At 55.2% G+C, this 24725-nt stretch carries 27 protein-coding genes and 2 tRNA genes; 12 read left to right on the top strand and 17 right to left on the bottom strand.

The features are described 5' to 3' along the window. A complete protein-coding gene (locus QZ862_RS16390) occupies positions 1–1461 on the bottom strand; it encodes a TrkH family potassium uptake protein (RefSeq protein WP_296100978.1) in 1461 nt (486 codons plus the stop codon). A gap of 114 nt (positions 1462–1575) precedes the next feature. Between QZ862_RS16390 and ilvA the strand changes: the two genes are divergently transcribed. After that, complete coding sequence (gene ilvA / locus QZ862_RS16395) at positions 1576–2826, top strand: threonine ammonia-lyase (RefSeq protein ID WP_296081472.1); 1251 nt, start codon at positions 1576–1578, stop codon at positions 2824–2826. A gap of 65 nt (positions 2827–2891) precedes the next feature. After that, complete coding sequence (locus QZ862_RS16400) at positions 2892–3200, top strand: HlyU family transcriptional regulator (protein ID WP_296100979.1); 309 nt, start codon at positions 2892–2894, stop codon at positions 3198–3200. Between the two features lie 62 nt (positions 3201–3262). Here the strand turns inward: QZ862_RS16400 and QZ862_RS16405 are convergent, their stop codons facing one another. Continuing rightward, positions 3263–3877: an FMN-dependent NADH-azoreductase gene (locus QZ862_RS16405; protein ID WP_296100980.1), complete on the bottom strand. Its 615-nt coding sequence runs from the start codon at positions 3875–3877 to the stop codon at positions 3263–3265. A gap of 134 nt (positions 3878–4011) precedes the next feature. Here QZ862_RS16405 and QZ862_RS16410 point away from each other — a divergent pair, with 134 nt between their 5' ends. After that, positions 4012–4968, top strand: a complete 957-nt coding sequence (locus QZ862_RS16410; protein WP_296100982.1) for a LysR family transcriptional regulator — start codon at positions 4012–4014, stop codon at positions 4966–4968. A 79-nt stretch (positions 4969–5047) separates the two neighbouring features. Here QZ862_RS16410 and QZ862_RS16415 read toward each other — a convergent pair whose 3' ends face one another. Beyond that, a complete protein-coding gene (locus QZ862_RS16415; protein ID WP_296100983.1) occupies positions 5048–7039 on the bottom strand; it encodes a bifunctional 2',3'-cyclic-nucleotide 2'-phosphodiesterase/3'-nucleotidase in 1992 nt (663 codons plus the stop codon). A gap of 163 nt (positions 7040–7202) precedes the next feature. Further along, positions 7203–7670, bottom strand: coding sequence for a DUF1203 domain-containing protein (locus tag QZ862_RS16420; protein WP_296073796.1), 468 nt, complete (start codon positions 7668–7670; stop codon positions 7203–7205). A gap of 161 nt (positions 7671–7831) precedes the next feature. On the opposite strand from QZ862_RS16420, the gene QZ862_RS16425 reads away from it, so the two are divergent. Further along, positions 7832–8716, top strand: a complete 885-nt coding sequence (locus QZ862_RS16425) for a DUF4344 domain-containing metallopeptidase (RefSeq protein WP_296100984.1) — start codon at positions 7832–7834, stop codon at positions 8714–8716. A 40-nt stretch (positions 8717–8756) separates the two neighbouring features. Here the strand turns inward: QZ862_RS16425 and sseA are convergent, their stop codons facing one another. The 4 genes from sseA to QZ862_RS16445 form a co-directional block, all read right to left on the bottom strand. Continuing rightward, on the bottom strand, positions 8757–10178 hold the full coding sequence (sseA, locus tag QZ862_RS16430; RefSeq protein WP_296022212.1) for a 3-mercaptopyruvate sulfurtransferase: 1422 nt from the start codon (positions 10176–10178) through the stop codon (positions 8757–8759). A 17-nt stretch (positions 10179–10195) separates the two neighbouring features. Continuing rightward, positions 10196–10933, bottom strand: coding sequence for an alanyl-tRNA editing protein (locus tag QZ862_RS16435; RefSeq protein ID WP_296100985.1), 738 nt, complete (start codon positions 10931–10933; stop codon positions 10196–10198). Positions 10934–10945: 12 nt separating this feature from the next. Then, positions 10946–11983, bottom strand: coding sequence for a cysteine synthase A (locus QZ862_RS16440; protein ID WP_296022207.1), 1038 nt, complete (start codon positions 11981–11983; stop codon positions 10946–10948). 119 nt (positions 11984–12102) lie between these two features. After that, positions 12103–13551, bottom strand: a complete 1449-nt coding sequence (locus QZ862_RS16445) for a deoxyribodipyrimidine photo-lyase (protein WP_296100986.1) — start codon at positions 13549–13551, stop codon at positions 12103–12105. A 189-nt stretch (positions 13552–13740) separates the two neighbouring features. On the opposite strand from QZ862_RS16445, the gene QZ862_RS16450 reads away from it, so the two are divergent. Further along, on the top strand, positions 13741–14007 hold the full coding sequence (locus QZ862_RS16450) for a DUF982 domain-containing protein (protein ID WP_296022258.1): 267 nt from the start codon (positions 13741–13743) through the stop codon (positions 14005–14007). A gap of 1059 nt (positions 14008–15066) precedes the next feature. Continuing rightward, entirely contained in the window at positions 15067–15441 is a 375-nt protein-coding gene (locus QZ862_RS16455) for a TIGR02594 family protein (protein ID WP_296022256.1), read from the top strand. Between the two features lie 120 nt (positions 15442–15561). Here the strand turns inward: QZ862_RS16455 and QZ862_RS16460 are convergent, their stop codons facing one another. After that, positions 15562–15807, bottom strand: a complete 246-nt coding sequence (locus QZ862_RS16460) for a hypothetical protein (RefSeq protein WP_296100988.1) — start codon at positions 15805–15807, stop codon at positions 15562–15564. 168 nt (positions 15808–15975) lie between these two features. Here QZ862_RS16460 and QZ862_RS16465 point away from each other — a divergent pair, with 168 nt between their 5' ends. Further along, positions 15976–16299, top strand: a complete 324-nt coding sequence (locus QZ862_RS16465; protein ID WP_296022200.1) for a DUF2934 domain-containing protein — start codon at positions 15976–15978, stop codon at positions 16297–16299. A gap of 131 nt (positions 16300–16430) precedes the next feature. On the opposite strand, the gene QZ862_RS16470 is transcribed toward QZ862_RS16465, so the two are convergent. The 3 genes from QZ862_RS16470 to QZ862_RS16480 form a co-directional block, all read right to left on the bottom strand. Continuing rightward, positions 16431–16691 carry a hypothetical protein gene (locus QZ862_RS16470; protein WP_296022199.1) on the bottom strand — a complete coding sequence of 87 codons (261 nt, stop codon included), beginning with the start codon at positions 16689–16691 and terminating at the stop codon, positions 16431–16433. Position 16692: 1 nt separating this feature from the next. Further along, positions 16693–17022 (bottom strand): XRE family transcriptional regulator, encoded by a 330-nt coding sequence (locus QZ862_RS16475; protein WP_296100989.1) that lies wholly within the window; start codon positions 17020–17022, stop codon positions 16693–16695. A 257-nt stretch (positions 17023–17279) separates the two neighbouring features. Beyond that, a tRNA-Asn gene (locus QZ862_RS16480) sits at positions 17280–17354 on the bottom strand. Positions 17355–17529: 175 nt separating this feature from the next. Between QZ862_RS16480 and QZ862_RS16485 the strand changes: the two genes are divergently transcribed. After that, positions 17530–17853, top strand: a complete 324-nt coding sequence (locus tag QZ862_RS16485) for a hypothetical protein (protein ID WP_296038223.1) — start codon at positions 17530–17532, stop codon at positions 17851–17853. A gap of 40 nt (positions 17854–17893) precedes the next feature. On the opposite strand, the gene QZ862_RS16490 is transcribed toward QZ862_RS16485, so the two are convergent. Then, positions 17894–18541: an exopolysaccharide biosynthesis protein gene (locus QZ862_RS16490; RefSeq protein WP_296101039.1), complete on the bottom strand. Its 648-nt coding sequence runs from the start codon at positions 18539–18541 to the stop codon at positions 17894–17896. Between the two features lie 493 nt (positions 18542–19034). On the opposite strand from QZ862_RS16490, the gene QZ862_RS16495 reads away from it, so the two are divergent. From QZ862_RS16495 to QZ862_RS16505, 3 genes are all read left to right on the top strand, one after another. Further along, positions 19035–19622, top strand: coding sequence for a YqaA family protein (locus QZ862_RS16495; RefSeq protein WP_296038220.1), 588 nt, complete (start codon positions 19035–19037; stop codon positions 19620–19622). 98 nt (positions 19623–19720) lie between these two features. Beyond that, positions 19721–20281 carry a dual specificity protein phosphatase family protein gene (locus QZ862_RS16500; protein ID WP_296082801.1) on the top strand — a complete coding sequence of 187 codons (561 nt, stop codon included), beginning with the start codon at positions 19721–19723 and terminating at the stop codon, positions 20279–20281. Between the two features lie 214 nt (positions 20282–20495). Next, positions 20496–20572 (top strand) — tRNA-Pro (locus QZ862_RS16505). 389 nt (positions 20573–20961) lie between these two features. On the opposite strand, the gene QZ862_RS16510 is transcribed toward QZ862_RS16505, so the two are convergent. The 3 genes from QZ862_RS16510 to QZ862_RS16520 form a co-directional block, all read right to left on the bottom strand. Next, complete coding sequence (locus tag QZ862_RS16510; RefSeq protein ID WP_296082804.1) at positions 20962–21111, bottom strand: hypothetical protein; 150 nt, start codon at positions 21109–21111, stop codon at positions 20962–20964. 93 nt (positions 21112–21204) lie between these two features. Further along, positions 21205–22746 carry an undecaprenyl-phosphate glucose phosphotransferase gene (locus tag QZ862_RS16515; protein WP_296100990.1) on the bottom strand — a complete coding sequence of 514 codons (1542 nt, stop codon included), beginning with the start codon at positions 22744–22746 and terminating at the stop codon, positions 21205–21207. A gap of 284 nt (positions 22747–23030) precedes the next feature. Further along, the gene (locus QZ862_RS16520) at positions 23031–23603 is read right to left on the bottom strand and encodes a polysaccharide biosynthesis/export family protein (protein ID WP_296100992.1); all 573 of its coding nucleotides are present in this window, start codon (positions 23601–23603) and stop codon (positions 23031–23033) included. A gap of 215 nt (positions 23604–23818) precedes the next feature. On the opposite strand from QZ862_RS16520, the gene QZ862_RS16525 reads away from it, so the two are divergent. Next, positions 23819–24469, top strand: a complete 651-nt coding sequence (locus QZ862_RS16525; RefSeq protein WP_296020827.1) for a hypothetical protein — start codon at positions 23819–23821, stop codon at positions 24467–24469. 29 nt (positions 24470–24498) lie between these two features. On the opposite strand, the gene QZ862_RS16530 is transcribed toward QZ862_RS16525, so the two are convergent. Next, complete coding sequence (locus QZ862_RS16530; protein WP_296020829.1) at positions 24499–24711, bottom strand: DUF2842 domain-containing protein; 213 nt, start codon at positions 24709–24711, stop codon at positions 24499–24501. Between the last annotated feature and the right edge of the window lie 14 nt (positions 24712–24725).

The raw sequence follows: 24725 nt of genomic DNA on the forward strand, positions 1-24725 counted from the left end.
TTAACCTCTCCAGAATAGTGGCATCAGCAGCACGAGCACGGTCAGGATTTCCAAACGGCCGAGCAGCATCATAATCGACAGCAGATAGAGCGCTGGATCGCTGATGGTGGAGAAATTGCCCGCAGGCCCGATGATCGGGCCGACGCCGGGACCAACATTGGCAAGCGATGTGGCAACACCGGATGCCGCAGTGAGAAAGTCGTAGCCCATGGCGCTCATCAACAGGCTGCCGCCGATCCACAGAGCAATGAAGCAACTGATGAACAAGAAGACGTTGCGAATGGTTTCGGCATCGACGACCTGCGCGCCGTAACGCACAGGATAGACGGCATCGGGATAGATCAGCTTCCGCAAGCCGGTTTTCACCACATTATAGACGATGACAAAACGGTAGGCCTTGATGCCGCCAGCCGTCGAGCCGGAGCAGCCGCCCATGAAAGTGGCGAAGAATGCCGCCACCACGACGAACGGTCCCCAAAGGGTGTAGTCGTCGCTGGCAAAGCCGCCAGTCGAAAGAATCGAGGTCATGTTGAAGAAGGAATGGCTGAGTGCAATATGAAGCGCTACGCCATTGTTGATGTGGTGATAGATGCCGACTGCGAGCGAGATGGCGCAGAGATAGCCTATGAACACCCGGATTTGAGGATCGTAGAGAATATCCATGCGTCGGCGCACGGCGAGCAGGATCATGACCGAGAAGGGCAGGCTGCCGAGAATCAGAAAGAAAGTTGCGATCCACAACAGCGCGACATTATCCCCGAAATAACCGAACGAGGCGTCATGGGTGGAGAAGCCTCCTGTCGCGATCGCCGACATGGCGTGGTTCACTGCATCGAAATGCGTCATCCCGGCGAAATCGAAGGCGATGGCGCAGGCAATCGTCATCAGGACGTAAATACCGACGAAAGCGCGGGTGAAACTGGCGAGACGCGCAAATGGCCTGTCGCTCGCCGTATCGGAGGATTCCATTCTGAAGAACGTCATCCCGCCGACCCGCAATAGCGGCAGAACGAACAGACCCAGCGCCACGATGCCGATGCCTCCGAGCCAGCATAGAAGCGAACGCCATATCAAAAGCCCTTGCGGCGCATGGTCGAGACCGGAAATCACTGTGGAGCCGGTGGTGGTGATCGCAGATATCGACTCAAACAGCGCCTGAGCGAAGGAAAGATCGAGTTCGGACAGGTAGAGAGGCACGGCGCCGATGAGCGAAAACGCCAGCCACAACACGTTCACCAGCAGAAAGCCGAAGCGCTTGTTGAAGGTCGGCATCGGTCCACGGGTTGCGAGCGCGCAGGCCAGTGCAAATCCCCCGCACATGAAACCGGAAGCGGCGAAAACGATCCAGTCATTGTTGCCGTAATAGAGGTCCGTCATGGCTGGTACGAACATTGACGTGGCCATGTAAAGGCCGAAGATCGACGTAATATAGACGACTGCGCGCAGGAGATTGGCGTTCAAAAAAATCAAACCTTGATCGAGTAACGCGTACCGAAGTGGCGCAAAGAGTCTTTGTGTCGAGCCTGTTCCTATGGCATAGCGGGTGCCATCGTGAATTTCAATGGATTGAAAATCGTGGACAAACTGCTTGTAGAAGCCGCACGGCGCGAAGTTCGGGAAATCTTTCCCGAAACGCCGTTGCAGTTGAATGAACATCTCAGCCGCCGGTATGGAGCCGAGATTTGGCTGAAGCGTGAAGACCTCACGCCTGTTCGTTCCTACAAGATTAGAGGCGCATTCAACTTTCTTCGCAAGGCTGTCTCAACCGCCGGCAAGGACAATATTTTCGTCTGTGCATCCGCTGGCAACCATGCTCAGGGCTTCGCTTTTGCCTGCCGCCATTTCGGCGTGAAGGGCGTGGTTTTCATGCCAGTCACAGCGCCGCAGCAGAAGATCGATAAGACCCGCATTTTCGGTGCGGAATTCATTTCCATCAAACTGGTAGGCGACATCTTCGACCAGTGCTACGCGGCTGCGCGTGCGTATGTCGAAGAAAACGGTGCCTATATGGTGCCGCCCTTCGACCATCAGGACATTATCGAAGGCCAGGCAACGGTTGCTGCGGAGATCATGGACCAGTTGCCTGACGGTGCTAGGCCGGATCTCGTGGTCATGCCGGTCGGTGGCGGCGGCCTCGCGGCCGGTCTCACGGGATACTTCGCTGGAACGGTGGCGAAAGAAAACTTTGTCTTCTGCGAGCCAGAGGGCGCGCCGAGCCTGAAAAAGAGCCTCGAGGCCGGAGAGTCAGTCACGTTGAACAAGGTCGACAATTTCGTCGATGGCGCCGCAGTGGCTCGCATCGGCGACCTCAATTTTCAAGCGCTCAAGAATTTTTCCGCCGAGCAAGTCGAACTGGTTCCGGAAAACGCATTGTGCGTGACGATTATCGATATGCTCAATCTTGAAGGCGTGGTGCTGGAACCTGCCGGCGCGCTGTCAATTGCAACGCTTGAGAAACTCGGGCGTGAAAGGCTGGAAGGCAAGCGAGTCATCTGTGTGGTTTCCGGTGGCAACTTCGATTTCGAGCGTCTGCCGGACGTGAAGGAGCGCGCCATGCGCTTCACCGGGGTGAAAAAGTATTTCATCTTGCGCCTACCACAGCGCCCTGGCGCGCTTCGCGACTTTCTTAATCTGCTTGGTCCTGACGATGATGTCGCCCGCTTCGAATATCTGAAGAAGTCGGCTCGCAACTTCGGTTCGATCCTGATCGGCATCGAGACGACCTCGCGTGAAAATTTTACCGGCCTGTTCGAGCGTTTCGAAGCGGCAGGGCTCGGTTACGAAGATATTACCGAAAACGATATCCTCGCGAACCTCATCATCTGATCTTACGCTTTAAGAAGCAGGACGGCGGCGAGCACGCTGCAAAAAGATAACAGGAAGGGTAAAGCATGGCCTCGTTCTTCTCGAAACTCTTTGGCGGCTTCGGCGCTGCGCAGTCGGATACACCGAAGAAGGCGGAAACGTCGGAACCGCATCAGCACGGCGAATACACCATCTATGCCACGCCGATGAAGGAAGGTGCGCAGTACCGCTTGGCAGGCCGTATCGAAAAGACGGTCGGCGATGAGGTGCTTGTTCACGAATTCGTTCGCGCAGATGTGTTTACCAGCATGGATGACGCGGTCGAATGCACCGTGAGAAAAGCCAAGCTTATTATCGACCAGAGCGGGCCGCATCTGTTTGCCGACAAAAAATAACGGCCGCGACAAGCGCGACCGTCGGCATTTTTGAACCGAAGCGGCCGGACTGGCCGCTTTTTTCATGCGGCCTTCGCAATTTCCTCGACCTTGGCATTTGCGGCAGCAATTGCCTTTTCAGCAGCTTCCGGACCGAACGCCAAGCCTTCGATGCGGATGACTTCCACGTTGGTCATGCCCATGAAGCCGAGTACGGTCTTGAGGTAAGGCACCGCATGCTCAAGAGAAGCAGCGGGACCTTCGGAGTACACGCCAGCAGCGGACAGAATGATGTAGACTTTCTTTCCGGTCGCCAGGCCGATGGGGCCGGATTCGGTGTATTTGAAGGTCATGCCTGCTCGAGCGATATTGTCGATCCAGGATTTCAGGCCGGAATAGATCGAGAAATTGATGAGGCCCGTTCCGATGATGACGGTGTCGGCGTCCATCAGTTCAGCGACGCGCTTGTCGGAATAGTCTGCGGCGGAAGCCTCTTCCGGCGTGCGCTGATCGGCTTGCTTGCGGATCGCAGAAGTCGTGACTGAATCGAGATGCGGGATTGGGTTCTGGCCGAGATCGAGATGGGTGATCGAGCCATTCGACTGTGCCTGGATCTTGGAAGCAAGCTCGGACGCGAACTTGTTGGAAAGCGATTCGTCGCCGCGTGGGCTGGAGGTGACGAGAAGAATCTTCGACATTTGAGTGCCTCATTGTCAGTCTTGGGAAGATAGCAGCGGGACAGACCCGCTCGGTTGGATGATGTATCGGCCAGTTTTACCATCAAGAAAACTGTGATAATCTGAAATGAAGCTATCGAAAAAATGGATGGGACATGGACGCGAATCCGACGCTCGACCAGTTGCAGGTCTTCTTGACCGTTGCCGAGAGCGGCAGTTTTTCAGCTGCTTCGCGTCTTCTCAACCGTGCCCAATCGGTCGTCAGCTACACCATCGCCAATCTTGAGGCGCAGCTTGAGGTCAGTCTGTTCGAGCGCAGCGGTCGCCAGTCCAGGCTGACGGATGAAGGTCGCGCCATGCTGGAAGATGCGCGCAGGATAGTAGCCGGTCTGCAAGAGATGCGCTCGCGCGCAAAAGGTTTGAAGCAGGGCCTGGAGGCTGAGGTTCCACTCGTGCTCAGCACGATCGTCCCGGCAGAAGCGGTGGTGGAGGTTCTGCGTGAATTCAGACGCGAATTTCCAACCGTGTCGCTGACGCTCAATGTGGGCGAACTCGGCATGGTGATGGATATGGTCAGGAGCCGCAAGGCACTGATCGGCATTGGTGGCGCGATCTCCCAGCAGGATGACGGCCTCGTCATCGAAAAAATTGGGCATTCTTTCATGGTGCCGGTCGCTGCAAGCGATCACCCCTTGGCGAGACTGAACCGCCCGGTGACACTCGCCGATGTACGCGAAGAGGTGCAGATGGTGGTGATGGATATGTCCGGCCTCACCAAGGGTCGCGATTTCAATGTTCTCTCGTATAAGACATGGCGCGTCAGTGACATCGCAACCAAGTATCAGTTGATCAAAGGTGGTCTCGGTTGGGGCGGATTGCCAGCATCGCTCGTTCGAGGCGACATCATGAACGGTAGTCTCAAGGTACTTAATCTCGATGCCTACGAACTCGGCGAGTATCCACTTTATTCGCTGCGCAGAGCCGACACGCCTGCTGGTCCGGCGAGCCAATGGCTGATCGACAGTTTTCAGCAACGACTATCGAAATGCCCGGACAATAAGAGCTTTTTGAATGCCGTGCGTCCCGTAACGCTCAAAGACGCTGCGGAATGACATCTCTCTGACCATCGGCTCACGAGGGTTATCTACCGCGGTGTATGATAGCGGCGGCTTGAAGCCGCCGCCACGGCCATTATCCCAACATCAGGCGGAACTTTGCGAAGCCTTCGGCGCCGTCGCCCACTTCCTCGATTTTCGCGCCCTTCACATCCTTGGCGTATTGGCGGCCTTTCGGGCCGGTTTCGAAAATGGCGGTGGTGTCGGAGACTGGTGCAAACGACCAGTTATCGTCAGCAGATGGATTGATCGTGCCCTGATCCATAATGTAGCGCACGATCACATCGCGGTTGGTATCGGGCGCGACGAATATGATCTTGTCGCTACCGATGGCCGGGAACTTGCCGCCACCGCTGGCACGATAATTGTTGGTGGCGACAACGAACTTCTGCTCCGGATCGATCGGTTTGCCCTGGAACTGAAGATTGACGATGCGGCTGCTGTCCGGGTTGGCTGCCTTGCCATCCTTGTCGAACTTGGCAGGTTTCGAGACATCGATCTGATAGGTGACCCCATCGATGATGTCGAAATTATAGGATGGGAAATCATTGTTCAGCAGCGGCGCATCCTTGGATCCTGCCTTGACCGTGTTGAACATGCCGGCCGACATCTCCAGCCAGTCTTTCACCTGCGCGCCGTTGATGAGCACGGCCTGCACTGTGTTTGGATAGAGATAGAGGTCGGCGACGTTCTTGATCGCAATGTCACCGGCAGGAACATCCGTATAATAGTCAGCACCGCCACGACCGCCCGACTTGAACGGTGCTGCCGCAGAAAGCACCGGCAGATCCTTGTACTGCCCGTCCTTCAGCATGTCCTTGATGTACCAAGTCTGAGCATTAGAGACGATCTGGACCGACGGATCATCGGCCACTAGCGCAAAATAGGAGTAGAGCGGCGCAGAGCTCTTGCCGACGGGACGGCGCACATAGGCAAGCGCTCCATCATGGTCCTTCTTGACCGCTTCGATGACCTCCGGCTTGTCCTTTACATCCGCAACGATCTTGCGGTTGTCATCGCGGTGATAGATCGGTCGGGCTTCTGAGGTGAAGTCGACGATCTTCCAGCTCTTGCCGTCCTTTTCCAGCAGCAGATCGATGAGGCCCATATGCGATCCCCAGAAACCAGCCATTACGGCAGGCTTGCCCATCAATGTGCCCTTAACCGGATCGGCACCATCGATTCCATCCCACGTCTTGGGGCCAGGGAAAACCAGATGCTGGTGACCGGTAAATACCGCGTCGATGCCTTGGACGCCAGCGAGATAAAGCGAAGCATTTTCCATGCGTTCGCTCTGGCCCTTGCCGTCGATGCCGGAGTGGGAGAGTGCTATCACAATATCCGCGCCCTGTTCCTTCATGACCGGCACCCAGGCTTTGGCAGCGTCCACGATGTCGCGCGTCTGCGCTTTGCCTTCCAGGTTCTTGGCATCCCACATCATGATCTGCGGCGGCACAAAGCCGATGATGCCGACCTTGATGGGGCTTGTTGCGCCGGAGCCGTCACGGATCTGCTTTTCCAAAATCACATAGGGTTTGAAGAAAAGGTCGTCCTGCTTTGGGTCTGATGCGAGTTGACCCTTAGTCAGGTTGGCGCAGACATAAGGGAAGTTTGCGCCACCCAGTGTGTTGAACATGAAATCGAGCCCATAGTTGAACTCGTGGTTGCCGAGTGTGCCGCAATCGTAACCAAGCACATTCATGGCATTGATGACCGGATGTTTGTCGCCTGCCTTCATGCCGCGCTCATAGGCAATGTAATCGCCAAGCGGATTGCCTTGGAGGAAGTCGCCATTGTCGACCAGCATGGAGTTGCCAGCCTCTGCACGCACGGCGTCGATCAGCGATGCGGTACGGGCAAGGCCCAGCGTGTCGTTCGGCTTGTCGGCATAGTAATCGTAAGGAAAAACGTGGACGTGAATGTCGGTGGTTTCCATGATGCGAAGATGCGCCTGATTGCCCTGAGCGCGCGCCGCGAAGGGATGCAGCATGACAAGCGCCGAAGACGCCGCAATACCGCTGAGAAGGGAACGGCGGGTAATGGGGTGAAGGCCGATAAGGGAAGACATGGAAACTCCTGATGTGAAATACGATTGACCTGTCTCGACGCGGGACAAGGTAGAACGAATTGCAGAGGAGTCTATCAGCAAAATGACAGGTGTGTGACACGGCCCGCTCAGCAGGCCGCATAAGAAAAAATTAATATTCAATGCTACGACGTCGTTTTTGACGTCACGCCCTGTCGATGCGGCACTGGAAGCAGTTGTTTCGCGCCGAGCGAACATGCACATAGGCAATGTCTGGACTTTCAAGCAGTTCCTGTGAACGCACGACGATCTTGGCAGTCGGCGTCACGGCGCCAGTGCCATAGACAATGCGATCGCCTGCATCATAGCCCCGGACGATGTAGTCGGTGCTGTCGAGCATGGTGGGCAGCACTTGAGCCGCCTCAAGGGGAGCGCAGGGCTCGGCATGAATGAAGATCGGTCCTGTCTCGGCGTAAGGCTGTAGGTGACGAAACGGACGGTAAGAGAGAAGTAGCATCGGCTCACCACGCTGTATCTGGCCAAGGCAAGCACGACAGGGAAAGTTGTCCATAGCGATTATCCGTTCCGGTGGCTGACCGTTCGAATCGGGCGCGCCACTGCGGATGGCGTGCGCATGGGCTGGAGGAATGGCGCGAAAGAAGATGGCGGTCATGGCTGCTCCTTGACGGTGATCTATCAGTTGCTTCTTTGCCGCTATGATCGCCAAACGGTCTGCTATCCACCCGTTTCTTGTCGGTAAGCGAAACCAACCCATTGCGTGGGCCGTTCTGTTTAGCGATCTATGCTGCGTCTCGTTCTGGAAAGTTGACGTCAATGCTGCGCAGGTTTCGAACCGTTCTTTCGGTTGTTCTTCTATGTTCCGTCATGCCTGTGGCACAGGCGCAGGTTGCGCCGGCGCTGGACGATTTGTCCGACGAGCAATTGCAGCAGACCGTGAATTTCGTCATCGGTAATGCCGTTTTCGGCCTCTATCACGAAGCGTCAAAGATGCTGATCTCGGATTTTGCCCTATCCAGTCCGGGCGAAGGCAAGGATGCAGCGGACGAGCTGGCGGCAACGATCATGCTTGAGGCAAACCAGGAATGGTTGGATACCGCAATCGTCAACGCCACCGATAGTTGGTATCTGGCGCGGAGCGCGCAAACGCTTCCAGAACACAATCCGCCTGTCTACACGGTGCTTGTTCCAAAAGTCGGGCGTGATCAGCAGATGGCCTGCCTTATGGTCGGTAAGGATGAAGCTGGATATGGCGATCTGGCCACGATGATGGGGCTGCCCAAAAACGAGTGGAAGGCCTGCGAAACGGCTTACCCGCAAACAGTTGCTCGCTGGACTGAGCTGCTCAAGCCGCATGCAAAGACGCCGGGAACAACGAAATTCGATATACGATACGAGCCTGCGCGCGACCCCTTCCTCGACATCTATGCAACGATGGTGAAGGAATCGAAGGTTCTCGATCTGATTGCCCGCGGCTTTAGTGCCTATGATCTTAAGGGTGAGGTGAAGCTGACGGCCAGAAGCTGCGGGAGGCCGGATACCTACTGGTCGGCAGAACGCCGCGAAATCACCTATTGCTACGAGCTTGCCCGGTTTCACGGCGAACTGATTGCCGCACATCTTCTAGCAAGCAATGGCGATCGCGGCGATGCGCCGGCAAAGGAAATTCCGACAGCCGTCAATCTTGGTCAGGAACTGTAACGCTCCGCTGGGCTTGATCCGCGCGGAGCGATGAAGGCCTTCAGCTGCGACGTGAAATTTCCAGATACTCGCTGTCGGTCAATGGCTCTACCCAGGCCTCGTAGGTGCTGACCGGCGAAAAGCCCATCATCTGATAAAGCTGCAATGCGCGGGGATGATCGAGCGTGTTGGTGGAGACCTTTACCTTTTTCGGATTGTCCTGCCAGATCGAATAGAGCGCCTGAAGCAGGAACCATTTGCCGACACCGGCGCCGATCGCTTCTTCCATAAGACCGAAATAGGAGAGTTCAGTGACCTCTCCATCGCCCTTGTTGAACTCGAAAAAGCCGGCTGGTGAACCGTTCAGATAAAGCACGGTCACACAGTTCTTGGGGTCGTTCAAGACGGTAGAAAGCTCGGCATCGCTCATTCGCATGCGCTTTTGCCAGTGCCAGCGCTTGCCGACACGCCAGTAAAGATAGCGATAGAAATGCAACGGGATATTGTGGGTGCGCATGATCGCGGTCTGGATATTGACCGGCACCGGCAGGCTGACCTTAGGCGCGGATGTCATTTCCAGCTGCGTGACATGGGCTTTCAAAGGACCATAGGGCGTCGGGGGTACCGGCTCTGAGGGACCCGTGACGACAGGCGTATCCTGCTTCGATCCCCATTCGGACCACGAGCCGTCATAGAGCGAATTGTCCGAGTGGCCGAGCGATTCCAGCGCCAGGGTCAAGACGGCAGCGGTTACGCCCGAGCCGCAACTTGTGACCACAGGCTTGGAGATATCGATACCGGCGTCTTCAATCATTTTGCGGATGGTCGGCAAGTCCTTGAAATGGCCATTTTCTGAGAAGGCCGTGGCTGGCAGGCTGCGAGCGCCCGGCATGTGGCCAGAGCGCATACCGGCGCGGGGCTCGGCCTCGTCTCCGGTGAAGCGGCCAGCACCTCTGGCGTCTGCCACCTGCTTTTCACCGGTATCGACAATGGCGCGCATATCGGAGAACGACGTGACGCGGCTTGCCTTGAACTCGGCATTGAATTCTGCTGGCTCTACCTGCGGGGCTTCCGCTTCAAGCGGTTTGCCCGCGGCCTTCCAGCCGTCGAGACCACCATCCAGAACGTAAACCTTTTCGGCGCCCATAACACGCAGCATCCACCAGACACGCGGCGCGGAGAAAAAGCCGGGTCCATCATAGACTACGATCGTGTCGGATTCGCTGATTCCAAGTTTACCGACCTCCTCGGCGAAAAATTCCGGGGAGGGCAGCGAATGGGGAAGCCCCGTGTCATGATCGGCAATTGCGTCCTGATCGAAGAACACGGCGCCTGGAATATGTCCGCTCGCATATTCCTGCTTCCCATCGCGCTTGTGCGCCGGCAGATACCAGGAGGCATCGACAATACGGAAATTTGGGGTTCCAAGCTGCTGCTCGACCCAGTCCGCCGAAACGACGAAACGGCTTTTATCGGTGCTCACGATGTTTCTCCCAGAAATCAGGCGGCGTCGGCGGGTTTGCCGAAGCGAATGCGGAAACGGCGGTTTTCCTTGCCCTTCTTTTCGATCTTGGCGATGTAAATTTCGCCAACTTCCTGCGTCTCCGATACATGAGTGCCGCCGCAGGGCTGGCTGTCAACCGAAGAGTTTTCGCCGATGCAGACAAGACTGACGCGGCCAAGGCCAACCGGCGGGCGAACATGCTTGGATTTGACGATACCGGGATTGGCCGCCAATTCCTCATCGGTGATCCATTGAAGGTAGATGGGGTGGTTCTCAGCGACAAGTTCCATCAGCTTGGCGGTGATCGCATCCTTGTCGATCGTCTCGGACATGTCGAAATCGACCCGCGACTCGTCCTCGCCAACGGCCGCACCAGTGATCGGCCATGAGCAGACAACGGACAGCAGATGACATGCCGTGTGCATGCGCATCAGCTTGTAGCGACGCTGCCAGTCGATATGGAGAGTAAGCTTTTCGCCGACCTCTGGTGCTGGCTGGCCTTCCAGAGGAACATGGATGATGACGCTCTTGTCGTCGCCATGTCGCGTGACACCAAGTTCGATCTTCGAGCCGTCGGCGCGCTCGAGAAAACCCGTATCGCCGGGCTGGCCGCCGGATGTGGCATAGAAGCAGGTCTGATCCAGCTCTATGCCACCATCATCATGCACTGCCGTAACCACCGCTTCGCAAGTTGAAAGATAAAAATCATCACGAAACAGGGCATTCACGGGCATGCTGCATTTACCTCAGACGGTTTCGTACGGAACCGAAAGCTCTTTCTTCTCAATCAGCCATGCGGGAAGGGGAAGGCCCTTTGACCGCAGGAAGTCAGGATTGAAGAGCTTGGACTGGTAACGGTTACCGTAGTCACAAAGTATGGTGACGATTGTATGCCCCGGTCCGAGGTCGCGGGCAAGCCGAATTGCGCCAGCAATGTTGATGCCCGACGAGCCCCCAAGGCATAGGCCGTCCTTGGTGATCAATTCGAAGATAATCGGCAGCGCTTCGGAGTCGGGGATTTGATAAGCGAAGTCCGGCGTGAAGCCTTCGAGATTGGCCGTGATGCGTCCCTGGCCAATGCCCTCGGTAATGGACGAACCTTGGGATTTCAGAACGCCGTTCTTGTAGAATTCGTAAAGAGCGGCACCTTCTGGATCGGCAAGGCCGATCTTGATATCGGGATTGAAATCGCGAAGACCGTCCGCAACGCCCGCCAACGTGCCACCGGAGCCGACGGCGCAGATGAAGCCATCCACTTTGCCATCCGTCTGATCCCAGATTTCAGGCGCTGTCGTTTCGATATGCGCCTGCCGATTGGCGACGTTGTCGAACTGGTTTGCCCAGATAGCCCCGTTGGGATCCGTCTCGGCAAGCTGCTTTGCCAAACGACCGGAAACCTTCACATAGTTGTTGGGATTGGAGTAGGGCGCTGCCGGGACCTCGACGAGCTGCGCGCCGAGGAGCTTCAGCGCGTCCTTCTTTTCCTGGCTCTGCGTCTCGGGAATGACGATCACCGTCTTATAGCCAAGCGCGTTCGCGACCAGAGCCAGCCCAATGCCCGTATTGCCAGCAGTACCCTCCACGATAGTGCCGCCAGGACGCAAGAGGCCGCGGCGTTCCGCATCGCGGATAATGAAGAGCGCGGCGCGGTCCTTGACAGACTGGCCCGGATTCATGAACTCAGCCTTGCCAAGAATTTCGCAGCCCGTGGCTTCGGATGCTGCCTTGAGGCGGATGAGCGGGGTGTTGCCAATTGCGGTCAGCACGGAAGAGTGGATGGTCATGATCAGGCCTTCTGTCCAGTCAGCGATTCAAAGCCGTTATGTCGTTATCTATCGACCTTGTGACAAGAAATTATCTTCTGGCGAAGAGGGTTCCAGCGCAAAATCTTGCCATTACCCCCTTATTCACTCTTCTTGATATCGGAATAGGCGGCAAGTGCGCGCTGGCGCGCCTCATTGTGATTGACGATTGGCTCTGGGTAAGTCTTGCCGAGTTCTATCCCGGCCTTTGCCAACACCTGCTTTGGCGCGTCAAAGGGTTTGTGAATGAACTTGGCGTCGAGTTTTTCAAGCTCGGGTACGAAAGTTTTGACGTACTCGCCATCTGGGTCAAACTTCTCCCCCTGGATGATTGGATTGAAAATCCGAAAGAAGGGCGAGGCATCGGCGCCTGAACCAGCCACCCATTGCCAGTTGCCTGCATTGGATGCCGGGTCTGCATCCACCAGCGTGTCACGAAACCACGTCTCGCCTTTGCGCCAATCGATCAGGAGATGCTTGATCATGAAAGAAGCCGTGATCATCCGCACGCGATTGTGCATGACACCATGCTTCCACAATTGGCGCATGCCAGCATCTACGATCGGATAGCCGGTCATTCCCTTCTTCCAGGCGTTGAATTTGGCTGTATCCGTTTTCCAGTCGAATGCGTCGAAACTGTCGTTCCAGTTCTTCTCGCCAAGTTGGGGGAAGTGAAAGAGGAGGTGATAGCAGAACTCTCGCCAGACGATCTCCTTGCGGAAACGGCTGATGTCGTTTGAGGCGATGTGGGACGAGAGGCCTCGAGTGGCGTGCCAGATCTGGGCTGGAGTTATTTCTCCGTGGGCCAGATGCGGCGAGAGCATCGAGGTTGATGGCTGAGCCGGAAAGTCGCGGCCCTTCTCGTATCCCTTCAGCGCGGAATCGATGAAATCATCCAACCGCTGTTTTGCTCCCGCTTCGCCTGGCGCCCAAACTTCCGCGAAGTCTTTCGCCCAATCGGGCTTTGTCGGCAGGAGTTTCCAATCCTCCAACTTTTCCGATTTCGGCCAGCCTGAGGGCGCCGGTATCTTCCGCGGCTTGACCATCGGCTCCGGTGGTTCGTCTCCCCCTTCGATGGCGCGCCAGAAGGGCGTATAAACGCGGTAGGGCCCACCGCTCTTAGTCGTCACCTTGGACGGTTCGTGGAGAAGATGACCTGGAAAGCTTTCAACCTCGTACCCGTCATCGCGAAGCTTCTTCTTGAGTTGGCGATCGATCTCCATGCCATCGGGGTCATATCGTCGATTCCAGAAGACCGCGCTCGCTCCGGTGTCTCCGATAAGTGACTTTAGGGTGTCGGCAGATGTTCCGCTGCGAAGGATCAAGCGACTTCCAAGCTTTTCCAACTCCTCTACTAGAGCCTTGAGCGAATGATGCAGCCACCATTCCTGAGCGCCGCCCAGCGGCCCGTTCGTGCCGATGTTTTCCTCACGGATATAGACGGGTATCACACCTCCACCATGCTCGCGAGCAGCCGCTAAAGCGCGGTTGTCGGTCAGACGCAAATCCTTGCGAAACCAAAGGATTATAGGGCTTTCCTGCTTTGTCATGGAGCGTTTCCTGCTTTGCTCTTTTAACGTCTGCGGAGATGTTTTGCTCCGTTGCAACGAGCATAATACGGTGGTGCGGTACCTATGGTTTTTAAAGGGTAAATTTTGTTGGTTTTAAATGAAAACCAGTGGAACCATATGGCGGAGGTAGCGTTGGAGGCACGTGAATTGAGTATGGAAGACCCACCGATGATGCTGAATGAAGTTAAATGGGATGCGCCTGTCGTGATCTCCCTGGAGAACGGCGCGCCTCGCACCTTCAACGGCGCTTATGAAGCCTTTGACTTTCTCCAACACGAATGGCCCAGCCGCCATGGCAAGGCGTATGAGCAGGCATTGCGCCTTTGCAGGGCCTCGCTTCTGGGCAGCGTGTCTGGCGAAATTGCACGCACCGCCTTTGTAGAGGCAAGCCGCGATGCAAATCGTCTTGTGGAGATGCCCAAACTCGCATCTTAAGCGCTCCGCTTAATCTTTTCTCGAAGATGACCTTTTCAGCCACCCGTCGCGTCCCCGCCGGGTGGCTTTTTGATGTGCCAAATCCCTCACGACTTCAGGATGGCTCATGAGTTGCCGACACATCTTTGCCTCAAAATACTCTCTCCCAGCACGAATTGATCGCGACAAAAATGGTTGCTGAAACGTTAACGCCAGCGCCGGCTGGAGGGAATCAGACTGAAATGGGGCAGGGCGCCGTAGCGCGAAATCGACTGATAAGTTGCTCAGATCGCAATCGGGTTTTATGCAATCGTATGGTATGACGTTGACCTCTGCCGGTTTCAACCGCCGCGGGATGTGACAGGTGAGCCCAAGCTCTCCTATTCTCGGCTATGACAACTTCCGAACGCTCCGAGCCCTTACGCTAAATGGCAGCATTTACAGGAACAAGCGAGAGGCTACTTTGGACACAGATACGACTGCTTGCATCTCGCTTGTAGTCGCAGAAGCCAATTTTTTCAAAAGTTTATAAGGTAAAGACGGCTGTTTCCCCTGGAGGCCGTCTAACAACTATGGCGGCATTGCCGGTGGACTGAATGCTGCTTCACATGCTCCCGAGATCGTCGGCGAGGCAATGGCAAGCACACTAATGCCGCTCATGAATTCACGCCATCGGCTCGTTGCCGCCGAAGTGAGACCGGGCGGCTTTTAATCACAAAATGGGATGAGAACAAAACCCAAATGTTGGGGAGTAGAAGACGTTTTCAATAATGAGCAAAATCCGGAATAGGCTTCTCAGTTTTGGTAACACGATGGGCGATTTCCGGGCAAACATACCCACAAACGCCCATGTCTCGTCAAATTCTCGCTAAATTCGAAGCATAGACGGCTCGACAGCAGTCGCAGTGAGCGAGCAGTATCGCTCCCAAGACTGCCCTACTTTGAATGTGCGCAAGGACACTTCGGCGCGGGCTGGAGCCGGGACGTCCTGTGCTTTTAAAGGGCAAAAGTGTGAGAGTATCTGCGTTTCTTTTGGCTGTAGGGCTTTGCGCCGCAGTCGTAACACCCGTCTCGGCGGGCATGTTGAACCAAGCCGAGCGGTATGCCGGGCTCCATGAGGGCAAGAACAATAAGACGCTGAAAGCGATTTTGGGCGTCAACCCCCGTAAAACCCCATGGTGCGGTCACTTCCTCAGTGTCGTCGCGGAGCAATCTGGACGAACCCCTCCGAAATCATCAGGTTTCGCCAAATCCTGGAAATCCTTCGGTTATGCCGTTCCGGTCGGCGCTGCCAAGCCCGGAGATGTCGTTGTCGTCAGAAGCGGCAAGCGCTACCACGCAGGAATTTTAAAAAGCATGAGCGGTGCTACTGCTCAAATCCTCGGCGGCAACCAGTCTGGTCGCGTCCAGGTCTCCAATTTCAGCAGGAAGTCCATCGTCTCGGTCCGGCGGTGATGGGACTCCCCAGCCGATAACGCCCTTAGCCTGCAGTGGGTTCTTGGAAGCTCATCGCCAACCGAGAGGAGTTCGGAGTAAGAACAAACTTCCCTTCAAGTCCTCTCAAGGCGATTGAGCTTATGGCTGCTCGCGAGTACCTGGCGCTGCATCACGCTGGTCATCGTCTTCCAAGTCAGTTGCAACGATGAAAGCGTCCTCGTGCTGGCGTGCAGCTTGTTTGCGCGCTCGCAGGCTAATCAGCTCATCTGGGTCAACTTCCTGTTGATGTTGCGTGAGATCTCCCTGCGTCTCGAAGCGAGCCACGTCTTCTTCCCTGATATCAAGATGATTGTTCTGGTCGGTGGTTGCTCTTTCGTCGGTCATGGTGTGCTCCATAATTATTCAGTGACTGTTCGGTACGACAACGGGCGGGGCGTGGCTTCGTTCCTTCCTCTCAATGCTTCACCCCATCTTGATAGACGCTGCAGCAGGCGAGCAGGAACCAATAAGAGTGCAATTTGTTTTCCCGATATCCAAAACGGGAGAAGCACCATGCAAGTCGATCGTGAATCCGAAATACGCAAGAAGGCCTATGAGAAGTGGGAGAGCGAAGGTCGGCGCGATGGCGACCACGACCGCCATTGGAGCGAAGCTGAAATGGAAATCAACGCCGACAGGAACACGTCGGTTCTCGGCGAAGCGCCTGAAGCGTCGGCTGACCAGTCACCCGCTGTCGTATCGCTCAACCGCGAACAGTCGCAGCAAGAGCGTGATCCAGAGGCCGGGTTCGAAGAGGGGCTGGAGGATACATTTCCAGCAAGCGATCCGGTGTCAGCCACATCGACCGCCGTATCGGGCCGCGCAGGCAAGCGCTAACACCCGCGGGGTAGCCGCGAAGCTCCTTATTTTTAGATGCAAGGCGGCCAAACCACTGGCCGCCTTCTAGTCTTTTGGTTTCCACCTCTTTCAGAGTGCGTAGCGCAAACCCAAAGTGTCTGTAACCGCGATCAATGAACAGCAGGCTCCTCGTCGCCAAGAAAGCTTCGGATACCGTCTCTTTCGCAGGTAGCCAGAAACTCCTCCCAAGCATCCTTATCGGTGGCAAAGGGCTCGTCCCAAGTGGTGACATCGTCCTCTTCGGAGATGACTTCCAGTTGCCAGTCCTGTTGCGTTCCCGCCGGCCGAAAAATATCCACCAAAACAGTAACGCCGTCATCCTCGAATTCCCCGGAAAACTCCGAGTGTTCCATTTTCTGCTTCTTGGACATGTCAGCCTCCAGCCCCTGTTGGCGCGTCCGGCGCCAGATTTTCCGTGTATTGCACCGTTTTGCTCTGGTCGGTATCGAACTCGCCGGGCGACCTCAACATCCGCACCCCTGGACCGCCCGCCGCAGATGTCTGATTGTCGCCTATAAAAGAAATGCCTGCCTTCTCCAGAGCTGCGCGAAGCCGATCCTGTAGTTCGAGGTCCAACTTGCTATGGCCGTGCTCGAAGGCACAAAGGATGTCCAGCTCGATATCGGCACCTTCGACCAGCGTCTCTTGTGACCAGTCGAGCATCGCTCGTGCGGCTCTGCATTGTGAAGCGGTGATAGACATGTCAGCAGTCTCCATGGCTGCAACTTGACCGAAGCGGATGCTGCGGTCTTGTCTTGTCCTACAACATTGGAGTGGGAACCGGAATCGTTTTGCGAAAATCGTGGGTATGGTCTTCACGAGTGCCGTTGATTCTGCATTCTCGAAAAACATGAACAAGGCTTAAACCATCTGCGACATGCTTCGACCAATGTGCAGACTAAGCAGTTTTTTCAGCGATAGTAGGAAAGGGGTTTTTTACAATGCGGCATATTGTAAAATGGCTCCCCGGGCCGGATTCGAACCGGCGACCTGTCGATTAACAGTCGAATGCTCTACCGCTGAGCTACCAGGGAACGTGCGCCGCTTGTCGTGGCGTGAGCGGGGTAATACAAACGCTTTGACGATTTGCCAAGCGCTTTTTTCAAAAAAAATGCCTTCCCCTTGTTTTATCCACTGAAGGCCCCACTTTTCCGGGCATGACGATGTTAAAAAAAATCTCATGACACTTTTCAACCGAGGTATTCTGGCGTGAATTTCGGTCTCCATCCCAAAACCGGGCGACTCCATATGGGTAAATGGAGCGTAGCGATGCCTCGCTCGCGTGTCGGGCGCATCGTTATCGGCACATTGTTGGTCGTTGGCGGTCTGCTGGGCTTCTTGCCGATCCTCGGCTTCTGGATGGTGCCTCTAGGGCTTCTCGTTTTGTCGCAGGATTTGCGTTTCGTTCGCCGCAAGCGCAGACAGCTCGCAATCTGGTGGGAGTATCGCAAACGCGCCCGTCAGGCGCGCCGAGACCGCGCTACAGCATCGGACCGTGGATCGGAATCGATGTCAGGAAAGCACGAAGCGTAGGTTCAAGACGATAGAGCGTCCCAAAGGACGAGCTACGCTCTTAAGCGCCAGAAAGCGAGTTGCTGAGCCCCTGTCCAGCCCAGACCGCCGCGTAGGCGAGGGCGGCGAAGTAGACCACCGTTAGCAATAGAAACAGATAGCCGCCCAGAACGGTCGCGCCGTCACGCTGGATCATCCCTGCAGAGAACAGAAGAATCGCAACTCCCGGCAAGGTATTCGAGAAGGGAATGAAGCCCAGTGGCATCATCAGCAAGAGACCGGCACTCATGATGGCAAGGCCATTGACCCTGTTCATCAAGAGTCCAGTCGTCAGTGAAAGCATTCGTGGGCGAATGTAGCGATCGAGCCAGGAAACGATGTTGATGCCCTTTTGCAGGGCAGGCACGAGACGCGCAGTCTCCATCTGCTTGTCCAGAATGCGCTTTGGAAGCCATGGAAGGCGGTTCAGCGTAACAGCAAGACTGATCATGATGATGGCCGCACCGAAGACGGTGCTGACGCCGGGAATGGAGACAGGTATCAAAAATGGTAACGACGCGATGGCGCACATCAAAAGAAGCCCTTGCTCGCCGATAGCCTCCATCAACTCTCTCAGAGTGATCGTATTTCCGCGCAACTGATCAATCAGGCGTTGTAAAACTGTGCTGAGATTCTCTGACGTATCCTTGAAACCGAAGTCCTGCGTCATGCTGTCTCCCGAATTCGTTTCGATTTCGGAAGTGATATCACTCATGCCATAGAGTGACCATCCGCAAATCCGCCAGGCGGATGGCGATCAAGATCTCGGATGATCCACGGACATCTCACTGCGTTAGTGGGAAACCCACTTATTGTAGGCGCCCAATAATAGGACCGCCATGAGAATTCCGAGAATAAACGGGTTCAGTGAAGTAAAGAAATTAACGTAGTCCATAACTGTCTCCTCCTCAGTATGTCCTCGCTCTTACCATACTACTCCGATTGAACAGGAATACCAGGACAAACAACTTTATTGCTGCGTTGCACCATGATGCCCTTTGATTTATCTTAAAACTCAATAAAAGTATTTTCCGCGTCGCAGCATTCTTATGTCCTCTTTGCCACAATGTTGCGCTGCATCATTTGCAAAGCCTCGCGGTGGAAGCTAATGCTTTGGCCACACACCCCTGCCGAAAATCCTAGCAGACCGAATGGAGAGAAAAATGCTGAAGGGCCTCTACGCCTGGGCGATGAACCTCGCAGCGAGAAAAACTGCGGTCTGGTGGCTTGCCATTATCGCGTTCGTCGAGAGTTCGATTTTTTTTCTGCCTGCTGACGTTTTGTTTTTACCGATGGTTCTGGCAAGACCGCGTCGAGCCATTTTTTATGCCACGGTAGCGACGGTCGCTTCCGTCCTTGGCGGAATTGCTGGCTGGTATCTTGGCCATTATGCTTTTGAAAGCATCGCCCGCCCGATCCTGGAATTTTACGGTAAGGCAGACACGTTTGAAAATCTCAAGGCGTCCGTCGATTATGAGACGATCGTCCTTTTGTTGATCACGTCCGGGCTGGCTCACCTTCCTCCAATCAAGGTGGTGACAATCCTGTCTGGCGCGGCCAATATCAGCCTTGCATTATTCATTATCACCGCAATTGTGACGCGCGGAGCGCGCTTTTTCATTTTGGCACTGTTGCTACAGCGATATGGCGAAGGCATTCGTCACTTCATTGAAAAGCGCCTAGGTTTGATCGCTGCCCTTGTCGCCAGCGCTCTGATTGCACTCTACACGGTCTATATCTTCGTCCGGTGACATGGCTGCTTAGCACAAGATATCCGAAAGCTTCATTCATCTTGATGTCAGGCTGAGCCAATATCCATCGTCTCAACGACAGTAGAGCGATGGGAATCATGCGAAAAAAATTCAGAGCATTTTTCACCGTTTTCACGGTCCTTCTGCTCGCCTTTTTTGGCTATCTGGGATTTCTCCAACTGTCAGGGAATTTTCACGAGGTCTTGGCTGGAGAGCTGTATCGCTCTAACCAGCCTAGTGCCGAGCAATTGGCATCTTACGTCAAGGAGCACCATATCAAAACCGTCATCAATCTTAGGGGAAAGAATGACGGTTCGACCTGGTACAAAGACGAGATTTCCGAATCCAAGGCGCTTGGCATCAGTCACGTAGACTTTGCAATGTCCGCACGTGAGGCGCTCTCCATGGATAAGGCGGAAGCGCTTGTGGAGATCATGCGCTCTTCGCCCAAACCAATTCTTATCCATTGCAGATCTGGATCGGATCGTACGGGACTCGCTTCCGCTATCTATCTCGGCAAGATCGCCGGCATCAATCCGGAAACGGCCGAGAAGCAATTGTCGATCCGCTATGGCCACCTCGCGGTCCCGATCATCTCGCAAGCCTATCCAATGGATCAGAGTTGGGAGACGATCGAGACCCATCTGGCAACAATGTGACGCGTGGACGGGTCCCTGGCGAGCTCCATTGAGCCCGTAGGTGCAAGCTAATCAGGGGCGGACGACGCCAAGAAAGCGCTTGGACATTTTTACGGTTCACCTCGACGGGAAGGCGCGTCACGCGAGAATAAGCACAGTTCAGCCTTTTTGTCCGCAGCCGTTTATTTTTAGGGTTGCACGGAGCGCGCCTTCTATATAAACGCCTCTCTTGTGTCGGAGCGTAGCGCAGCCCGGTAGCGCACTTGACTGGGGGTCAAGGGGTCGCAGGTTCAAGTCCTGTCGCTCCGACCATTCACGAGGTTCTCCCCAAACCTCTTCTTTCGGCGAATTTCTTCAGTCCGTACCGGGCAATCGGAAGCGTATTTGCTGTGCTTCACATCTGGCGCCCACGTTGATTCGACGCACCTATCTCACTCGTGCAGTGCATGCTTCATTTTTGATTTTTCTAATGGAACGCCATGCCTTGCAGAGGGGTTAGTCCATCGTAACGAGATGACGCATCGGCTTCGATGCCTGGCAATTGCGAATGGAGAGAGAAATGAACAGTATTATTTACATCGTCGGTCTGGTCGTTGTGGTTGGGATGATTCTGTCCTTCGTAGGACTTGCGTGAAGCAGTCTATGCTGCAAAGTGCAAAATGCGCAGCTCCCTAAGGGCTGCGCTTTCCACATCTGGCTTATTAGTTTTCCTGCACTGAAACGCCATTTGGACCGATATTCATTTCGATACCCTTCGGCTTGCTTTCTTCATGCCAGACATAAATGCCCAAGGCTGCTACTGCCACAAACAGTGCGCCGATGATGAGATAAAGATTGTTGGTTCGCGTCATTCGGATTTCCCCTGAAAGTTAAGATTTACAGCGCTTTAACGCCCAAAATCCCTGAGAGTTCCAAGGGGTAAGCGGTATCATAATATTGGTCGTTCAGTAGGCGTTATCAGACTTCAACAAGCGAATCGGCGTTAGAAACAGAATTTTGAGGTCGAGCAGGAGGGACCAGTTTTCGATATAGTACAGATCGAAGGCGGTCCGCTGTTTTATCTTGTCACTATTGTCGATCTCTCCCCGCCATCCATTGATTTGAGCCCACCCGGTCACGCCCGGCTTGACTTTATGGCGAGCAAAGTAATGTTCGACGACTTCGGTATATTTCAGATCGCCCGTCTGCGCGTGAACGGCGTGCGGACGCGGGCCCACCAGAGACAAATCGCCTGCTAAAACATTGAAGAACTGTGGCAACTCGTCGAGCGATGATTTGCGAAGAAAACGACCAACTGGCGTGACACGTGGGTCGTTTCTCGTCACGGCCTTCACGGCGCTGGGGTCGCTCATTTCCGTATACATGGAACGGAATTTCCAGACATTGATCGTTTCGTTATTGAAACCATGTCGTTTCTGCTTGAACAAAATCGGACCCTTGGACGTGCTCTTGACGGCGATGGCCGCGCCGATCATCACCGGCCAGAGGAGCGAGAGCGCGATCAGGCTGAAGAAGATATCGAAGATTCGTTTCGCCACCCCATCCCAGTCCCGAAGCGGTTTATCCATCACGTCGAGCATAGGCACGCCGCCATCGCGCGAATAGGAGCGGGGGCGAAAACGGAGTTTATGGGCGTGGGCGGCGACGCGAATATCCACCGGCAAGACCCAGAGCTTGCGGATGAGGTCGAGGATACGAGCTTCCGCGCTCAGCGGCAGTGAGATGATCAGCATATCGAGCTTGGTCAACCGCGCGAACTCCACAAGTTCGGCGAAGGTTCCAAGTTTTGGATAACCTGCCACAATATCGGGCGAGCGGTCGCCCTTGCGGTCGTCGAAAATACCGCAGATCCGAATGTCGTTGTCATGCTGTTCAAGGGAGCGGATAAGGTCTTTCGCTGCCTGTCCACCTCCCACGATGACAGCACGGCGTTCCATCACCCCGTTACGACCCCAGTGGCGGATGGCAATGCCAACGATCACTCGCTCCAGCAAAAGAAAGCCTGAGCCCGTAGCAGCCCAAAGTGCTAAGTCTTGCCAAGTATATACGCCGTTATCCAGAAGAAGGCGTACGGCAATGCCGGTAATGGCGCAAGAAGCAAGGAACGACCCTAATATGCGTCCGATCATTGCAAGCGGGCGGCGAAGCGATGGAAGCTGATAGGTATCTGTGACCTGAAGCAGGAGGGCGCACAAGCCGGCATTGAAGAGGCAGGCAGCAGCAATGGTGAGATGAGTGAGCGCGCCGCCAGCGATATCAATGCCATTGAGAGCGAGTGAAATAACGGAGAGGCCGGCGAACTCGAAAAGGCGGAGCTGCCCAATGATCATGTTTGGAGAGTGGCTGGTGCTGCGCAGCTGATTGGCGACCTGGCGGGCGAGTGGATTAAGGCTTGGGGCCTCGTCCTGGCTCTTGGCTACTGCTGCAAGTTGCCGATGCAAGGCATCGAGCTCGGAGTTGCGACCGTCTCCTGCGGAGTTGCCCATAGACCTATCCCACTTTTCTTTGGTGGTATGAATAAGTCATCGATACTAAAAGAAGCGTTGACGATTTTCACATTAGAAATCGCTTTTTTACCCTCATTTCAGGGGCAGGTCGACAAGAATTGCCGTGCTTCGGCGCAATAGAGGGGGCGGGATACGCAATACCTGTTTACCCGCAACTGTGAACAGAGCTTGAGGCCGCTGGTTTGACGCTCATCGCTTCTGTCGCTGAACTTGAAAATCCGGTTATCTGCGATCAAGCAGGGAGTTGGTGATGGGAAGCTTCATTAAAAGAAACGTTCCCGAACATAGATCGTGTCGCCCCCGAGAACAGGCGCGGTGATAATAACGCGGCCGGTCGTGACATCGGCATTGAGCTTACGCGTCACATCGACGTCTCGCTGATTGGCACGCGAAGTGAATCCCCCTGCGATTGCAATGGCGTTTTGGATGGTCATGCCGGGCACGTAAGAATACTGCCCCGGCCGGCCGACTTCGCCCATCACGAAGATAGGCCGATAACGGTCGACTTCGATGCTGACATCGGGATTGCGTAGATAACCCTTGCGAAGCTGTTGGGCGAGTGCTGCTTCGACCTGTTTGGCAGTTCTGCCACGGGCTGGAATTTGGCCCACAAGTGGGAAGGCAATATAGCCGGCCTGATCGACAGTGTAAGTGTTGGTCAGGCCAGCCTGATCGAAAACCGTAACGCGCAGGCGGTCACCGCTATCCAGTCGGTATGGCTGCAAGGCAACTGCATTTATCGCGGCCGGTGCCGGTTGATACGCAGCACAGCCTACCAGCGTTGACGCTGCGGTGATGGCAAAAGCCGATATCAGACGTGGGATAGCGAAACTCATTCGCAATCGGCCTCCGGAACATTTCGTGCCCTCACTTATCCGTTCGTTATGGTTAATGCCCGGTAAAGAAATATGTCCTGCGAATAATTTCACTGGATAGGGTATTATAAGCCAGAGAGGCAGGGCGCTTAACCGTTGCGTTACCGCATGAGAATTAGAGTGAGAAGGCGGCGAGCAATCGGGTCACGCCGCCGCAAACACGGAACGCAACAGCCATGAACGCCAATGACAACGCCACCGAAGCTGAGGACAATCTGGATGCTGTCTCGGCGCCAAGCGGGCTTCCTGTCGCCTATGTGGCCGATCTGCTAGTCATGACCGGTGCAAAGCCTGTCACAGTCGTGGCTTCTCCAAACGGTGCAGAGGGGTCGACGGCAACGGTGATGCTGGCAAGGGCGATCGCGGAACTGGCGCGCTCTGTCGTAGTGGTGGATATGACGGCATCCGGTGCTCCATCGCGGTTGATGGCTTCGGACGAGAAACTGCCTGGCATCATGGACTTGTTAACTGGCGACGCCGCCTTCGGAGAAACGATCCATCGAGATCGACTTTCCACCGCGCATATCGTACCAAGGGGTATTGGTTCCGGCCAGCGCGTAAGCGGAATTCTCGAACGGCTGGTAATGATCCTGGGCGCATTGTCGGGAAGCTACGACACTGTCTTGCTGGAGTTCGGCGCGGCCGATCCTGGAGAAATTTCCCGCATACTCAAATATGTCGAGGCGGATGTGGTCGTTTCCGTGCCGGATGGCGACCCCACGGTCCTTCGCGATGCCGCTTCCGCTTTTCAAAAAAGTGGTCATAGCCAGATCATCGCAATGATATCCTCATCGCGCGACAGGCAAAGTCCCAAGACTCTGGTATAACGCCTAATTGACGTGAGGGAGAGTAGCGCTCACTTCTGCCGCTTCGGCCCCGCCATCCATTTGATGATGAGCATCGCAGGCAAGATCCACAGCAGGCCGGATAGAACGAAATAGCCGAGGTGAACCCACCAGGGATGGTTGGCAAGCATGGCGGAGGCAAAAGCCGTTGCGACGATGGCATAAGTCACCACCAGCAGAATGATGACGATTGTGCCGATGAATGATCTGAGGCGGGGATGCATGCCATATTCCGTCG

The organism is uncultured Agrobacterium sp., assembly GCA_913777615.1.
GTDB lineage: Bacteria > Pseudomonadota > Alphaproteobacteria > Rhizobiales > Rhizobiaceae > Agrobacterium.

Bases quoted from the DNA above. Each gene is read 5' to 3' on its own strand.
- QZ862_RS16425 (WP_296100984.1), top strand. From the start codon at position 7,832: ATGCTGCGCAGGTTTCGAACCGTTCTTTCGGTTGTTCTTCTATGTTCC.
- QZ862_RS16500 (WP_296082801.1), top strand. From the start codon at position 19,721: ATGCGAAAAAAATTCAGAGCATTTTTCACCGTTTTCACGGTCCTTCTG.
- QZ862_RS16470 (WP_296022199.1), bottom strand. From the start codon at position 16,691: ATGTCCAAGAAGCAGAAAATGGAACACTCGGAGTTTTCCGGGGAATTC.
- QZ862_RS16440 (WP_296022207.1), bottom strand. From the start codon at position 11,983: ATGACCATCCACTCTTCCGTGCTGACCGCAATTGGCAACACCCCGCTC.
- QZ862_RS16530 (WP_296020829.1), bottom strand. From the start codon at position 24,711: ATGCATCCCCGCCTCAGATCATTCATCGGCACAATCGTCATCATTCTG.
- QZ862_RS16520 (WP_296100992.1), bottom strand. From the start codon at position 23,603: ATGAGTTTCGCTATCCCACGTCTGATATCGGCTTTTGCCATCACCGCA.
- QZ862_RS16450 (WP_296022258.1), top strand. From the start codon at position 13,741: ATGATGCTGAATGAAGTTAAATGGGATGCGCCTGTCGTGATCTCCCTG.
- QZ862_RS16490 (WP_296101039.1), bottom strand. From the start codon at position 18,541: ATGACGCAGGACTTCGGTTTCAAGGATACGTCAGAGAATCTCAGCACA.
- QZ862_RS16455 (WP_296022256.1), top strand. From the start codon at position 15,067: ATGTTGAACCAAGCCGAGCGGTATGCCGGGCTCCATGAGGGCAAGAAC.
- QZ862_RS16510 (WP_296082804.1), bottom strand. From the start codon at position 21,111: ATGACGCGAACCAACAATCTTTATCTCATCATCGGCGCACTGTTTGTG.
- QZ862_RS16495 (WP_296038220.1), top strand. From the start codon at position 19,035: ATGCTGAAGGGCCTCTACGCCTGGGCGATGAACCTCGCAGCGAGAAAA.
- QZ862_RS16410 (WP_296100982.1), top strand. From the start codon at position 4,012: ATGGACGCGAATCCGACGCTCGACCAGTTGCAGGTCTTCTTGACCGTT.
- QZ862_RS16435 (WP_296100985.1), bottom strand. From the start codon at position 10,933: ATGCCCGTGAATGCCCTGTTTCGTGATGATTTTTATCTTTCAACTTGC.
- QZ862_RS16475 (WP_296100989.1), bottom strand. From the start codon at position 17,022: ATGTCTATCACCGCTTCACAATGCAGAGCCGCACGAGCGATGCTCGAC.
- QZ862_RS16400 (WP_296100979.1), top strand. From the start codon at position 2,892: ATGGCCTCGTTCTTCTCGAAACTCTTTGGCGGCTTCGGCGCTGCGCAG.
- QZ862_RS16465 (WP_296022200.1), top strand. From the start codon at position 15,976: ATGCAAGTCGATCGTGAATCCGAAATACGCAAGAAGGCCTATGAGAAG.
- QZ862_RS16405 (WP_296100980.1), bottom strand. From the start codon at position 3,877: ATGTCGAAGATTCTTCTCGTCACCTCCAGCCCACGCGGCGACGAATCG.
- QZ862_RS16515 (WP_296100990.1), bottom strand. From the start codon at position 22,746: ATGGGCAACTCCGCAGGAGACGGTCGCAACTCCGAGCTCGATGCCTTG.
- QZ862_RS16460 (WP_296100988.1), bottom strand. From the start codon at position 15,807: ATGACCGACGAAAGAGCAACCACCGACCAGAACAATCATCTTGATATC.
- QZ862_RS16445 (WP_296100986.1), bottom strand. From the start codon at position 13,551: ATGACAAAGCAGGAAAGCCCTATAATCCTTTGGTTTCGCAAGGATTTG.
- QZ862_RS16415 (WP_296100983.1), bottom strand. From the start codon at position 7,039: ATGTCTTCCCTTATCGGCCTTCACCCCATTACCCGCCGTTCCCTTCTC.
- QZ862_RS16525 (WP_296020827.1), top strand. From the start codon at position 23,819: ATGAACGCCAATGACAACGCCACCGAAGCTGAGGACAATCTGGATGCT.
- QZ862_RS16420 (WP_296073796.1), bottom strand. From the start codon at position 7,670: ATGACCGCCATCTTCTTTCGCGCCATTCCTCCAGCCCATGCGCACGCC.